At 43.3% G+C, this 14,674-nt stretch carries 12 protein-coding genes; 4 read left to right on the top strand and 8 right to left on the bottom strand.

The window, feature by feature from the left end; all coding sequences use genetic code 11:
- The first annotated feature begins 52 nt into the window (after positions 1–52).
- Complete coding sequence (locus N477_RS04705; protein ID WP_063363193.1) at positions 53–397, top strand: hypothetical protein; 345 nt, start codon at positions 53–55, stop codon at positions 395–397.
- Positions 398–440: 43 nt separating this feature from the next.
- Here N477_RS04705 and N477_RS04700 read toward each other — a convergent pair whose 3' ends face one another.
- Together N477_RS04700 and N477_RS04695 are read right to left on the bottom strand one after the other, a co-directional pair.
- Entirely contained in the window at positions 441–839 is a 399-nt protein-coding gene (locus N477_RS04700; protein ID WP_063363192.1) for a hypothetical protein, read from the bottom strand.
- A gap of 71 nt (positions 840–910) precedes the next feature.
- Complete coding sequence (locus tag N477_RS04695) at positions 911–1,309, bottom strand: hypothetical protein (protein WP_063363191.1); 399 nt, start codon at positions 1,307–1,309, stop codon at positions 911–913.
- A gap of 403 nt (positions 1,310–1,712) precedes the next feature.
- On the opposite strand from N477_RS04695, the gene N477_RS04690 reads away from it, so the two are divergent.
- Both N477_RS04690 and N477_RS04685 read left to right on the top strand, forming a co-directional pair.
- Positions 1,713–2,078 carry a hypothetical protein gene (locus N477_RS04690; protein WP_063363190.1) on the top strand — a complete coding sequence of 122 codons (366 nt, stop codon included), beginning with the start codon at positions 1,713–1,715 and terminating at the stop codon, positions 2,076–2,078.
- Between the two features lie 71 nt (positions 2,079–2,149).
- Entirely contained in the window at positions 2,150–2,515 is a 366-nt protein-coding gene (locus N477_RS04685) for a hypothetical protein (protein ID WP_063363189.1), read from the top strand.
- Between the two features lie 22 nt (positions 2,516–2,537).
- On the opposite strand, the gene N477_RS04680 is transcribed toward N477_RS04685, so the two are convergent.
- From N477_RS04680 to N477_RS04655, 6 genes are all read right to left on the bottom strand, one after another.
- Positions 2,538–3,281: an SDR family oxidoreductase gene (locus N477_RS04680; RefSeq protein WP_063363188.1), complete on the bottom strand. Its 744-nt coding sequence runs from the start codon at positions 3,279–3,281 to the stop codon at positions 2,538–2,540.
- 152 nt (positions 3,282–3,433) lie between these two features.
- The gene (locus tag N477_RS04675) at positions 3,434–6,667 is read right to left on the bottom strand and encodes a S41 family peptidase (protein WP_063363187.1); all 3,234 of its coding nucleotides are present in this window, start codon (positions 6,665–6,667) and stop codon (positions 3,434–3,436) included.
- A gap of 178 nt (positions 6,668–6,845) precedes the next feature.
- Entirely contained in the window at positions 6,846–8,063 is a 1,218-nt protein-coding gene (locus N477_RS04670; protein WP_063363186.1) for an NAD(P)/FAD-dependent oxidoreductase, read from the bottom strand.
- Positions 8,050–9,453 carry an NAD(P)/FAD-dependent oxidoreductase gene (locus tag N477_RS04665; RefSeq protein WP_063363185.1) on the bottom strand — a complete coding sequence of 468 codons (1,404 nt, stop codon included), beginning with the start codon at positions 9,451–9,453 and terminating at the stop codon, positions 8,050–8,052. The genes N477_RS04670 and N477_RS04665 overlap by 14 nt, the downstream gene beginning before the upstream one ends.
- On the bottom strand, positions 9,440–9,766 hold the full coding sequence (locus tag N477_RS04660) for a 2Fe-2S iron-sulfur cluster-binding protein (protein WP_063363184.1): 327 nt from the start codon (positions 9,764–9,766) through the stop codon (positions 9,440–9,442). Before N477_RS04660 ends, N477_RS04665 begins: the two co-directional genes overlap by 14 nt.
- 262 nt (positions 9,767–10,028) lie before the next feature.
- Complete coding sequence (locus N477_RS04655; protein ID WP_063363183.1) at positions 10,029–10,517, bottom strand: winged helix-turn-helix transcriptional regulator; 489 nt, start codon at positions 10,515–10,517, stop codon at positions 10,029–10,031.
- A 273-nt stretch (positions 10,518–10,790) separates the two neighbouring features.
- Here N477_RS04655 and putA point away from each other — a divergent pair, with 273 nt between their 5' ends.
- Positions 10,791–14,594: a bifunctional proline dehydrogenase/L-glutamate gamma-semialdehyde dehydrogenase PutA gene (gene putA, locus N477_RS04650; RefSeq protein ID WP_063363182.1), complete on the top strand. Its 3,804-nt coding sequence runs from the start codon at positions 10,791–10,793 to the stop codon at positions 14,592–14,594.
- The last annotated feature ends 80 nt before the right edge of the window (positions 14,595–14,674 follow it).

Raw genomic sequence — 14,674 nt, 5'->3', positions numbered from 1 at the left:
GGCTAACCTTTTTATCAACCATCTTGCTTTCCATTAAGTTTAAGGAAAAAACATGAAAACTAGTGCTGTAAATATTCTGGTGGATTTATGCACTATGAGTGGTACATTTACAACACACGCTACCGTGTTTACATGCTGTGGTATTGTCACAGGTATAGCCTCCAAGTATGGAAAGTTTGAAATACAATACAAAAGCACACGTACAGGTAATCACATGGAGTCCATTTGGGTTTACGATTCACATACTTATTTGCTCGGGCCTATTTTGAAAGCCATTGAGGCAGGTAAAAAGTATGGTACAGAGTATATGCTTGTAATAGAAAAAAGAGGCGCTAGTGATACAGTTTCTCAGGCGTTAAGTAAAAGTAATGCTCTCATTGCAATGACTCAAAAGTAAAACAAACGAGCCCTCATATCATCTTACAAGGGCTCTTAAGCAATTAATGTGGTATGCCACCATCAGTGTAATAATAAAAAGCGTTTGCACACCAGTTTACTTTTTTCCATGTGTAGTCTTTATAGTAAATTCTATTTACGCAAGCTGTAACCTCACCTTCACCTTGGTAGACATCAACTAAACATGTTGTAGAGCTGCATGTACCACCTCTTACATTGCTATATCGACCTGAGAACACCCAATCAACTTTCGAAACAGGCTTATCTGCATTAACTTTAAATGCAACATTGGGACTAAAACCTGGGTAGTGCTCCCCTCCCCAACAACTGCCTTCGCGGTACTCATCGAATGCCATTGTATCAACATAACAAGAAACTGAACTAGCGAAGCTATTAAATGATAGAGCACTGGCTGCAATTGCCAATAAGTATCGTTTTTTCATATTTAAATTTCCTTTTTGTTTATTTTATATATAGATAGGCCCTAGCAGCTATGCGCTAGGACCTGGGAAGGTTAATAATGAACACCACCATCACTGTAGTAGTACGTTGCCGTAGCACACCAATTTACATTGGCCCATGTGTAGTCTTTATAATAGATTCTATTTACACAGCCAGTTACTTCACCTTCGCCACCGTGTACGTTGACGATACAACTAGTAGAAGTACATGTGCCACCTCTTACATTGCTATATTGGCCACTGAATACCCAGTCAACTCTTGATACTGGCTTGGACGCGTTTACTTTAAACACAACTGCTGGCGCAAAACCTGGATAGTGCTCGCCACCCCAACAATTGCCTTGACGAGGTTGGTCATAAGCCATTGTATCAACATAACAAGAGACTGAGCTTGCAAAGCTGTTAAACGATAGAACACTGGCAGCAATTGCCATTAAATATCTTTTTTTCATTTTTAAACATCCTTTTTTAATGCACCACTCACACCCGAGAAACACTTTTCTCACATCAAAATGTATATAAAACATACTTATTTGCCAATGGTTAACACACAGTTTATAAATATTTTTATTCTTACTACGACTTAAAAAATCACCGTTAATTAAACAATAATCATTAAAAAAATATAAAACACAAAAACTTAAAAAATCACAATCCTGAAAACCAAAATAAAATCAAAAAACCAACAGCTTAATTTAATAAAAAAAATCATATATAACACAACTTAAAAGCAACAGTCACAAAACAAAAAACCACCTCTTAAAAAATCAACCTTGAACAACCAAAAAATAAAACTGGCAAATTTATTGCTGCAATTTATATCAATTATTTTTATATCTTAAAAAGGACTACTTAATGCAGCTAATTACTGGCGGTTTAATGGATATCTATTTTGGCTACAACGGCAGGGTTGGTGACGTACAAGGTGCGAAAAGAGATATACAGGAGTTCCAACAGCTTGCAAAAACAGCTGATACGCCTGAACAAAGAGAGCGATATTCACAAGCTGTCGTTCAGGTACAGACTGAAATTTTACCTAAAATGCAAAAGGAAATGGAGCAATTAGGCAAACAACTTGGACTAAAACCCGGACAGATGGGTAATACGATTAATAAAGAAGACTTAATAAAAGAAAACTTAGCATTTAAAAAAGACAACAAAGATATCATTTCTTTTATTACCGACTATCAACCCGGCAACTATTACTCTAACAAAACGTAAAAAACCTTTTATATAAAAAGAAACATCTAAATTTTAAAAAAATAAGCTGTAAGGCTAACAAGGAAAACGTGATGCAAACGATTAGTATGGGTTTGATGGATATTTATTTTGGCTACAATGGTCGAGTCGGTGACGTACAAGGCACAAAAAGAAGCATACAGGAGTTCCAACAGCTGGCTAAAACATCTGACACGCCAGAACAAAGAGCAAGATACGCCCAAGCAGCTTCACAGTTAAAAAATGACATTCTGCCAAAAATGCAAAAAGAGATGGAACAACTAGGCAAGCAACTTGGACTAAAACCCGGACAGATGGGCAGCACAATTAATAAAGAAGACTTAATAAAAGAAAACTTAGCATTTAAAAAAGACGATAAAGATATCATTTCTTTTATTACCGACTACCAGCCGGGGAGTTATTACTCACAAAAAACATAAATCGACGGCAAGCGGGCGGCGGCTATTTGCCACCAGCCAAATCAATAAATGTCCCTGTCGCATAAGATGCTTCGCTGCTCAACAGCCAGGCGATTGCGTTAGCGACTTCTTCTGATGTACCGCCGCGCTTTAGCGGTAATAAATCAGCGACTCTATCTACGCGATTAGGCTCGCCGCCATCCTTATGAATATCGGTATAAATACATCCAGGTCGAACGCCATTCACGCGTATTCCCTCTGCTGCCAGTTCCAAAGATAAGCCTCTCGTAAAGCTATCGATGGCCCCTTTTGATGCAGCATAGTCCACGTACTCATTCGCACCGCCTATATAAGATGCTGCCGATGACACATTCACAATCGCACACTGCTTGAGCGTATTACTCTGACGCATATGCTTAATCGCCTCACGCGCACAGATAAAATATGGCGTGACATTTTGCGTCAGCATCCAATTAATGCGCTCAGCGGTCATTTCTTCGACCCGCATTTGCTGGGTCAAGACACCGGCATTATTGACTAAATGAGTGACTGGACCAAAGTGCGATTGCACAGCTTGAAACAGCTCAACCACTTGTTGCTCATCACTCACATCCGCCTGAAAAAGCGCGGCTTTACCACCAGTAGATAAAATATTATTTTGTACCTGCTCGGCAGCTTGGTGATTTGATTTATAGTTAATGGCAACAGCATACCCTTGCTGCGCAAGCTTTTTGGCCGTTGCAGCGCCAATACCTCGGCTGCCACCCGTGATCAATACAACCTTCATAAATGTTCCTTATCGGATTTTCCTAGAGCTTTATTAAGTATCAATCTTGAAATTACCACACAATGGAACAGAATACCTGTGAGTAGGCTTTTCGTCATGTTACAAAAAATAAAAAAAGGAGCCTTTCAGCTCCTTTTTAACAGTGCATTTATTTAGTCAATAAACTTAGTCGGTGCTGGTGGCACAACAAGTTTCTTTTTAGGGTTTTCATCAAGCTCTTTTAATAGCTCTTTCACCGCACGCTCAACTGACGGATCTTTACCTGCTTGAATAAGCTCTGGACGATCAATCACTTCGATATCTGGGACAACCCCTTCATTTTCAATGATCCAGTTGCCATCATTGTCAAGAATACGGAATGTCGCCGCAATTACCTGACCACCGTCAACTAAGTATGGGTTACCCGAGATACCAATTAAGCCACCCCAAGTACGAGTCCCGATCAACTTACCTAGACCCGCTTGACGGAAGTAGTAAGGAATAGCATCGCCACCTGAACTTGAGTAGCCATTGATCAGCATGGCTTTTGGTCCATCATGAGCAAACTGAGGTGTTTTTGTTGGTGTTACACCACGACGCTTCCAATAGTTAAGCGGCTTGCGTGCTAACCAAGTGATCACGTGCTCAGGGATAAAACCACCGCCGTTGTAGCGGTCATCAATGATCAGCGCATCTTTGGTTGTTTGCGGCATAAAGTTCTTGAACATCGAACGGTTACCTTCGTATGCCGTGTTTGGCAAATGAACATAGCCAATACGTCCGCCAGATAACTCATCGACATAAGCTTTACGCGTTTCAACCCACTGTAAGTAACGTAGACCGATTTCGCTCTTCACTGGCTTAACGGTTACTTTCCAGCTATCGTCAAAGCTTGTTGATTTGCTCAGGATAAGCTCAACTTGCTCGCCTTGTGTATTTTCAAGTAACTCATAAAAGTTACTGACTTCATTCACATTGCGACCATTAACCGCCAAGATGAAATCACCTTCACTTGCACGCACACCTGTCCCACCCAGTGGAGAGCGGAAGTCTTCATGCCAGTTTTCGCCTTTAAAGATATGCTTAAGCGTGACAAAACCTGAAGGGTGGCTTGCCACTTCAGCACCTAGCAAGCCATGCTTTTTACGCTCGCCTTTTGGCTCATCACCTGATTGCACATAAATGTGGCCCGCATTGATTTCACCAGCAATTTCACTCAACACATAATCAATATCTGTGCGGTGCGCTGCTGCGTCGGCCATAGGTTGATATCGCTTCAAGATTGCATCCCAGTCTTGACCGTGGTGATTTGCGTCATAGAACCAATCACGCAACGTACGCCAACCTTCGGTGTACATTTGTGACCACTCAACACGTGGGTCAATTTTCAGGTTCATGTTGCTAAGATCAAGTTGATTCGCTTTCAGATCTTGCTTCGCTTTTGGTTTGATCACACTGTACTTGCTGCCTGCACGTGCAATCACATGCTCGCCGTTTGCAGAGACTTTATACTCGCTGACACCTTTTGCGACAGTCTTTACTTTGCCATCGACCTTGTTTTCAACCAGCTTCAGAGCGCCGCCGCTCAGCGTCAACACACCGCCTTTAACGCCGGTCAGTGATGAGTAATTGCCCGCAGGTGCAGGTAATGACACGACGCGTTCCATAAAGCCATCAACTTGAATGCTGGTGTCCAGTTCTGTCTTCTCTTCTGACGCTTTATCGTCACCAACTATTTGTGTTTCATCACTTTGTAAGGTGTTGATAGGTTGAATGCTGTCATTCACCGCTACCGAGTAAATTCGTGTCGCTTTATTAAATAGATAATCAAACTCATACGAACTAAATGCTAAATTAAAGTCTCGTTCAGAAGTGAAGTAAATGTACTGGCCATCTTCTGAGAATGTTGGATTTGACTCAGACGTCATATCATCTGTTAAGCGGCTTAATTTCTTAGACTCAACGTTATAGTGCCATAGTGATGAATAACGATTTTCGTTATTCTTAACAAAGACTAAATCTTTGCTGTTTGGTGACCAGGTATATTGTGTAATGCTGCGCTCATCGTGCAGACCACGGTCAATCTTGTGTAGCTCACCGCTTTCAACATCCAACCACCAAATAATATGGTCTTTATCTGCAAATAATAGCTTGGTATTGTCTGGTGACCAGATAGGGTCAAAACGCCAAATTGTGCCATTGTTAGTTAACTGCTTCACTGCATTGTTATTGGCACGATCTTTTATATAGATCTCATACTCGCCCGTTGCATCACTTAAGTAAGCGACATAACGCGCATTTGGCGACCAAGTTGCTGCGATTTCACGGCCAGCTGGTGTATGTGACAAATTACGTGTAGGGCCATTTTTCACCGGTACAGAGAAAATCTCACCACGGGCTGTAAATACCGCTCGTTTGCCATCGTGTGAGATATCCATTGAATCAATGAACTTGCTCACATTCTTAGTGTAAGGCAGTGCTGACTTACGTACACCATCGACATTGATAGTCAGTTTTTCGTTCATTTTATTTGCTTCATTGAAGCGATATAAATAACCACCGTTTTCATAAACGATTGAGTCAGGACCTGCTGATGGCCACAATACATCAAACTCTTTATGGTCCGTCATCTTGACTGGCTTTTTGCCTTCACGATATTTGTAAAGGTTCAGTGTGTAATCTCTATCAGAGACGAAGTAAATGCTGTCATTCACCCAAGTTGGCTGCTGATCAGTTGCACGGTGTGTCGTTAATTGCTTAGACGTATTCTTGTCTAAATCATAGACCCACACATCTTGTGCACGACCACCGCGTGAGCGCTTCCAAGTACGGAACTCACGATCAATTGGCGTGTAGACAAACTTACTACCATCACCCGACAGCATACCGCCGCCACCTTCAGGAATTGCAAGTGGCTGCTCTAAACCGCCTTCTACCGGCACCATATAAGGGCGGCCCATGCGTTTGCCCCAAGGTGTACGGTTGGCACGGAAAACAATATGCTTGCCATCTGGTGTCCAGTCTAAAACGCGGTAATCAAAACCACCACGAGGCGGCATAGGGCCGACATCATTATAATAAGTCAGTTGCTTTAGACCTGAGCCATCACGATTAATCACATAGATTTGGCGGCTACCGTTATATTCAGCGGCAAAGGCAATTTTTTCACCGTCAGGTGAAAACTTAGGGAAGGTTTCGAAACCAACATGATCCGTTAAACGCGTGCTTTTGCCTGTATTTGTATTCGCAACATAGATATCGCCAGAGTACACAAAAGTAACATGCTCTTTATGGATATCAGGGAATCGTAATAAACGGGTATCTTCAGTGCTGTAGGCGCTCGCTAAAGGGCTTGCTAGCGGCCCAAGCACAGCAGCCATCGCTGCAAACAAGTGCTTAATTTTCATTATTATCTCGTATATAAATTTGACTGTTACATGATAACAATTTCACTCATAAAGTCAGGTTGATGCGATAAAAAGCACAAAAATACCCACCAAATTAAACTGAAAAATCGTCACAAAATGTAAATAGATGAATAAATGACTCACACAGCGGTATGAGTCATCAAAAAGGTAAGTTTAGTTATGTGGGATCGTTATCAAAACGACTGACATTAAACGGGGTCAAATCAATCGAAGTTGGTTGTTCGGTGACGAGTTCGGTTATCAATTTACCTGTAATGGCCGACGTCAAAATCCCCGTCCTGAAATGGCCACAAGCATTAAGATACCCTTCCACACCAGACACTTTACCCAAAATAGGCAACTCATCTGGTGTGCCCGGTCTAAGGCCAGCCCAACAACGCTTGATGTTAGACTCATTGAGAATCGGTAAGCACTTCATCGCCCCACGGGACAATTCTTGGATCTTATCTAGGCTATTGGTGGTATCGAAGCCTTTTTCTTCCGTGGACGAGCCTATCAAAATCTCCCCATTGTCTTTTTGCGCGATATAACAATCACTGGTGCTGATACAGCCATTCATAATTTTTGGCATGCGCTCTGATAAGACAATTTGCCCTTTAACTGGATAAACAGGCATATCTTTACCTGTCGCCTGCTTATACAGCTCATTAGCCCATGCCCCCGTTGCATTAACGAGCGTGTCACAATGTAAATCTCCCGAGGCAGTTTTCAGCCCCACCACTCGATTTCCCTCTTTCAATACTGACTGTATTTCAGTATTTAAGAACAGCTCAACGCCATTTTGCCTTGCAGCTTCAGTATATGCTTCAACCAAACGATATGGATTCACTTGGTGATCGCAAATAAAGTCTATGGCGCCAATGGCATCTGGCGTAACATAAGGCTCCTCAGATTTTAACTGCTCTGCATCTAACCAACGGATCTGGTCACTTAAATGGGGAATACCACTGACAATTTGGTCGGCGTACAACTCATCTTCACGGTTATACATAATAAACTTAAGCCCAGTGCGTTCAAATTTAAAATCTACATCATGCTTGGTACGCAGTTCTTCATATAAATCTGGGTACATATCATTGGATTTGAGTGCAAATTCAAAAAAACAATCTGGTAATTGGTGCGGACGCATGGTTGGCACTTCTTCACCTTTGGCCTCACTGTGCAGTTTGGACAAGGTTTTAAAAAATATAACACCACAGCCAAGTCCTACCGACTCACCGATGGCCCATAATCCACCCGCAGATGCTCTGGATGCATTTCCAGACTTTTTTAAATCAACCAACGCAATCTTCAAGTCTGTATCACGACTTAAAAAATAAGCACACGCAGCGCCTACAGCACCGCCACCAGCAATTACAACATCATACTTGTTCATTTAGCGTTTCTTCCATAAAAGTAAAAGGGATAGGATCAAGCGGGAATCGAGGTTTTATTACCCCGGTATTTTTGTCATGTCCGGCCTGATGGAGTAAATCAAGGGCATAGCTACTGCATGTTTTCCCCTGACAGTCACCCATACCAATCCGAGTACGCATTTTCAGTGTTGTTAAGTCTTTCACACCCTCAGCGATGGCATCAGTCAGCTGCTTTTTAGTTGCTTGCTCACAACGACACACAACCGTATCGTCTTGAGGCAAATCCAATAACCCCGTTTGACGCGCACTAAAGCGGTCAAAGCCAAATCGAAAACGCTTGATACGCGCATGTTTGCGCTCTATTTTGCGCCTTTCTTTTTCCATAGTCGCACTGTCTAGCAGGCCACGTTGATGCACAATGTTGAGCGCCGCTATCTGCCCTTCACAAATCGCAGCATCTGCCCCCAGCAAGCCACTGCTATCACCAACCACATACGTATTTTTTTGACTACTTTGATAATTATCATCAAGTTTAGGTATGTAACCACTTACTTTAGAATAATCATGTTCAATACCGAGTAACATAGCCAATTGAGTGCGTGCAACAAAACCATAGCCGACACCAATCGCATCCACGTCTAATGGCTTGGCCTGACTCCTATCAGGGCGCCACTGGTCATCATAGGGCGCGACTGACACTTGCTCTAGATATTTATCTCCTTGTGCGCTGACAATGCCGTAACCGTAGTGAAAAAGAATTTGATGCTTTTTCAAGTAGCTCATCATGCTTAGGCCATTGAGTGTCAGTTTTGGCTTGTGTAATAAGGCCACCGCTTCTTTGGCGAGTTTGTTAAAGGCGCTCGCTTCGTAAACACCCACGACATCAACACCCGCTTTATGCAGCTGACACGCCACTAAGGGTAATAGTGGACCCGTGCCCAATAAAGCCATTTTACTGCCTGGCTTTACCAGACCACTTTTGATTTGTAATTGCACACCGCCCAGTAACATGACCCCAGGTAACTGCCAGCCAGGAAAAGGGACACTGCGCTCATGACAACCCGTAGCTAAGATCAGTTCATTGTGCTCTAACGTGGTCAGCCCCCCGCCTTCACTCAATAATAAATGCTGATCACCTTCAGGCCCCAGTACACGAGTTTGTAACTTGAGTTCAATGAACGATTTATGCTTTTCATAACGAGTGCGCAAAGCACTCATAGCGCGCTGTAAATTATCGTCCAAATGCGGCAGTGTGGCTGTATTTCTAAGTGGTCCACGGTAGATAACTCCGCCGATTTTAGAGGTCTCATCAATGATAATAGATGGGATTTGGTACTTTCCAAGCATGGCTGCTGCGGCCGTACCAGAAGGCCCCCCACCCACAATCACAACAGGATTAGACTTTTTCATGATCAATCCCCACATCTTTAAACCGATTACTTAAAGTTTCGACCTGCATATTGGGTTCAACTAGGGTCTGACAGGCTCTTTGCTTGTATCGTTTATTCACCTTTACATGACAGCAATGGCATACGCCCATTGCACAATACCCGCCCGTGACGACTTTTCTGTCGTTTTCACATACTTGCTTAACGTCTGCCGCCTGCAATACTGAGAGGACTGTTTCGCCTTCACAAGCGGTAATAGGTTGGTCATCTATGAGGATTTTAAATGTGATTGAGTCTAAAGGCGTAATATCCTTTGTACGCGTCGCTGTTGTCATTGTTTTACCTTTCGCTACTAAATTTCATGTCAGCCTAGGGTAAAAAACTGCCAATAAAAACCACAAGTTTACACAAATTAACCTTTTATTGATCTAGGTTAAGGAATTATGAAAAACACGCTATTTGTAATGCCTTGTAATGTATTTCTTTGCAAAAACATGATTCAAATAAAACAAAAAAACTAATGTTATTTCATTATATTAGTTCTAAAAAAGGCATAAAACAGTATGTTTCCAATACATGGTCAACACTAAAAAGATGTTAGCTTTTAGGTAAAATGGTCACACCCACATCTTGTTTAACATGCTCAATCACCATATATGTATGGTTTGTGCCAACACCCGGTATTTCGACAATTTGACCAAGCACCTCACGATACTGATGCATATCAGAAACCCGAATTTTTAATAAATAGTCGAACCCACCAGCGACCATGTCACATGCAACCACGTGGGGGATCTCTAAAACATGCTGTTTAAAGGTTTCGAATACTGACTCTGTTGAACTTTTGAGTGTGATCTCAACATGTGCGACCAACTGCTGCCCGAGCTTCTCAGCATTTAATATTGCAGTGTAACCTTCTATATAGCCCTCTGACTCTAGCTTCTTAACCCTATCTAAGCAGGGACTGGGACTTAAATTGACAGCTTTGGCTAAGTTAACATTTGAAATTCGGCCATTTTTTTGCAATTCATCTAAAATTGCATGGTCGATCCTATCTAAAATACGCGTTTTTATTGAAGTGGTCATACAGTATAAAATTCTGCAAGAAGGTCTAATCTCCCTCAAATTTACCGTAATTCAAAAAAATAAGACAGCACATTCTGCTGCTCTATCTATACAATGCTCGGAAATTATTATGGATGTCCCTTCTTTATGAAATTTGTTTCTACGAGCAAAGGGGCTAAAATTTAACCACCGCAAAATTACGCAGCGTTCATTTTAATAATGAGGCAAGAAAGCAATCACAGCCTTAGGCTATGCTTTCTGTAGTATTTAGGTTTTCAATAGAGGGTTTAACCTATGCTATTTCAAGGCGACTTAACAACCCAGTGTCCGATCCGTCAAAAGATCCGTGACTTCTACCGCATTGATGAAGAAACTGTTATCGATCACATTTTACCATTGGCTGAGGTCGGTGTTGCTGCCCGTACTCGCGCATGGGAACGTGCTCGTCAGATGGTATTAAACATCCGTAATGACCAACAAGGTCAAGATGGTGTAGACGCATTACTAGAGGAGTACTCACTGTCTTCTGAAGAAGGTGTTGTACTCATGTGTTTGGCTGAAGCACTATTACGTGTGCCTGATGCTCAAACGCAAGACATGTTAATTCGCGATAAACTTAGCAAAGGTGACTGGAGCTCGCACTTAGGCAATAGTGACTCACTATTCGTAAATGCGTCGAGCTGGGGCCTACTACTAACCGGTAAAATGGTTAACTATGCAGATAAGACTAAAGAAACGCAATTTGGTTTGCTAAAGCGTACTATGGGCCGCATTGGTGAACCTGCAATTCGTAAGTCAGTGCAATATGCAATGAAGATCATGGGCCAGCAATTTGTTATGGGCACCACGATTGAAGCGGCACTTGAGCGCGCCAAAAAGAAAGAAGCTACGGGCTACGCATACTCATACGATATGCTAGGTGAAGGCGCACGTACTATGGCTGACGCCGAGCGTTACTTCAACAGCTACATGACAGCTATTCACGTGATTGGTAAAGCAGCTAACGGTCGTGGCCCAATTAAAAGCCCAGGTATTTCTGTCAAACTATCCGCTATCCACCCTCGTTATGAGTTTTCGCACCGTGACCGTGTCATGGCTGAAATTGTGCCTAAGCTTAAAGAACTGGCACTTGCTGCAAAGCAATATGACATTAACTTCACAGTAGATGCGGAAGAAGCTGACCGTTTAGATATCTCACTCGATATCATTGAAGCGGTATTCTCTGATGATGCGCTGGGCAACTGGAATGGCTTTGGTCTTGCGGTACAAGCATACCAAAAACGTGCTATTTGGGTGATTGACTGGCTTGAAGCCCTATGTCGTCGCGTTGGTCGCAAGATGATGGTTCGTCTTGTAAAAGGGGCTTACTGGGATACTGAAGTTAAGCTGACGCAAACTGATGGTCTTGAAGACTTCCCTGTATTTACACGTAAAGCAACGACTGATGTTTCATATAAAGCATGTGCTATCAAACTGATGAACGCACGTGATGTGATCTTCCCTCAGTTTGCAACACACAACGCCTATTCTGCGGCGACTATCCTTGAACTTGCCAATGGCGAATTCAATAACTTTGAGTTCCAGTGTCTACACGGTATGGGTGACTCACTGTACAACCAAGTTGTAACAGAAGATAAAGTACAGTGTCGCGTATACGCACCGGTTGGCCACCACGAAGACTTACTTGCTTACCTTGTGCGTCGTTTACTTGAAAACGGTGCAAACTCATCATTCGTAAACGCGATTGTTGATGAGTCGATGCCTGTTGAGTCACTACTTGAAGATCCGGTTGAAAAGATCCAACGTGTTAAGCACAAGCGTAACATGCAGATCACCATGCCTATCGACCTATATGGCGAAGAGCGCAACAACTCTAAAGGGTTAGATTTAACCAACATCAACCACATCACGCCAATGCGTGACAACTTACAAAAGTGGGTTGATGACAACCTGATCACTGCAGCGGATGTACCTGAAGGCCACGAAGCAGTATTGAACCCAGCAAATCACAGCGAAGTTGTTGGTTCTATCCGCCACCAAGACGCACAAGAGATGCAACAACTGGTTGCAAGCGCAGAAGCTGCTTTTGCCACTTGGTCACAAACGTCAGTGAGCGAACGTGCAGAAATTCTGCGTCGTACTGGTGATATATTAGAACTTCATCGTGACGAGCTGATTGCGATGTGTATCAAAGAAGCGGGCAAAATCACTCAAGATGGCATCGATGAAGTCCGTGAAGCCGTTGATTTTTGCCGTTACTACGCAGCAAAAGCAGAAGAACTTGCACTGGATGAGCGCTTTAGCCCACGCGGTGTGATCTTATGTATCAGCCCTTGGAACTTCCCACTGGCTATCTTCCTAGGTCAGGTTGCTGCAGCTATCGTTACTGGTAATACGGTTATCGCAAAACCTGCTGAGCAAACATCACTAGTTGCGCTTCGCACCATTGAGCTAATGGAAGAAGTCGGTTTACCACAAGGCATCGTACAGCCTGTTATCGCTCGCGGTAGTGAAGTTGGTAAGCACATCGTTCCAGATACACGCATCCAAACAGTGATGTTCACAGGTTCGACTGAAACGGGCACACGTATTTCACAAACCTTGGCTGAGCGCGGTGGCGATCAAGTACCACTGATCGCCGAAACGGGTGGTCAAAACTGTATGATCGTTGACTCAACAGCACTGCCTGAGCAGGTTGTTGATGACGTTATCTCTTCAGGTTTCCAAAGTGCTGGTCAGCGCTGTTCTGCACTACGAGTACTATTTATACAAGAAGAAATTGCAGACAAAGTGATCAACATGATCAAAGGCGCAATGCAAGAGCTACACATTGGCGATCCTGCACACCTTTCTACTGATGTGGGCCCAGTGATTGACCAGAGAGCTTTAAATGCACTCAATGAGCACGTTGAGTACCTAAAAGGTAATGCAACTCTGCATCATGAGTGTTCATTACCAGATATGGGTGATAACGGTCACTTCTTCTTTGCACCGCGCTTATACGAGATCAGCGACCTGTCAGTGCTGAAAAAAGAAGTATTCGGTCCATGTGTACACGTGATCCGCTTTAAAGGCAGTGATATCGACAATGTGATTGACCAAGTCAACAGCACAGGCTTTGGTCTGACAATGGGTATCCACACACGCATTGAAGAGCGAGCAGAATATCTCGCTAAGCTATCTCGCGCCGGTAACATCTATGTCAACCGTAACATGATCGGTGCCGTAGTAGGTGTGCAGCCGTTCGGTGGTCGTGGCCTATCTGGTACAGGGCCAAAAGCAGGTGGTCCAAACTATATTGCCCGTTTGGTAAAAGAAAACCAAGCAGAGCAGAATACCCAAGCGACTAACGTTAAAGTAGATAACGAAGAGATCACAGCTTACCAAGGTGCGCAAGAGCAGGCATCACGCATGATGTCGCTATCTAAGCGTGATGAGAAAGCTTGGCGTGCAATGCCACTGAACAACCGTGTTTCTGCGGTACGTCAGCTATTGGCTAAACTGGCTAAAGTAGAGCTCCTAGATACATTTGCTGATGATTTGAATAAAACATTAGCCGATGCTCGTGAGCAACTTATCCGTGTTGAAAAGCGTTTAGATACAGTAATTGAGTTGCCAGGACCAACAGGCGAGTCAAATACACTGCGCTATGAATCACGCGGCTGTGTAGTGTGTTACGCAGACAAAGAAACGTCTTTCAACTTCTGGGTGCTCTCTGTGATCACTGCTCTGGCAGCAGGTAACACTGTTATCACGGTTGTCTCTGACTTGTTCCATGAAGAAGCTATCGCGTTTAGAGATAAGTTATTGAGCTGCGGCATTTCTGAAGGCGTACTACAGGTTGCTAAGCTAAACCAGCTGCCTGCAATCTTAGCCCATGAACACCTAGCAGGTGCTGTGGTTAGTAGCGATTGTGAACGTAAAGGCTATGTCAGCACACAGCTTGCTGCACGCAGTGGCGCTATCTTGCCGGTGATCAGCGCTGAGTACTACGATACCCTACTAGGTCGCCTAGTCACTGAGAAAACAATCAGTATCGATACGACCGCATCTGGTGGTAATACATCACTGATGACTCTCGTTGAAGACGATGCGTAACTGACGCATCTAAAACGATATATTGAAAAGCCAGCGTATGCTGGCTTTTTTATGCTCTGCGACTTATCAAGGCCAACTTG

Origin of the sequence: Pseudoalteromonas luteoviolacea H33-S, from assembly GCF_001625695.1 — a bacterium.
In the GTDB taxonomy this organism is placed as follows: domain Bacteria; phylum Pseudomonadota; class Gammaproteobacteria; order Enterobacterales; family Alteromonadaceae; genus Pseudoalteromonas; species Pseudoalteromonas luteoviolacea_B.
The sequence above is the reverse complement of the archived record's forward strand: the minus strand, read 5'-3'. Positions and strand labels throughout refer to the sequence as shown.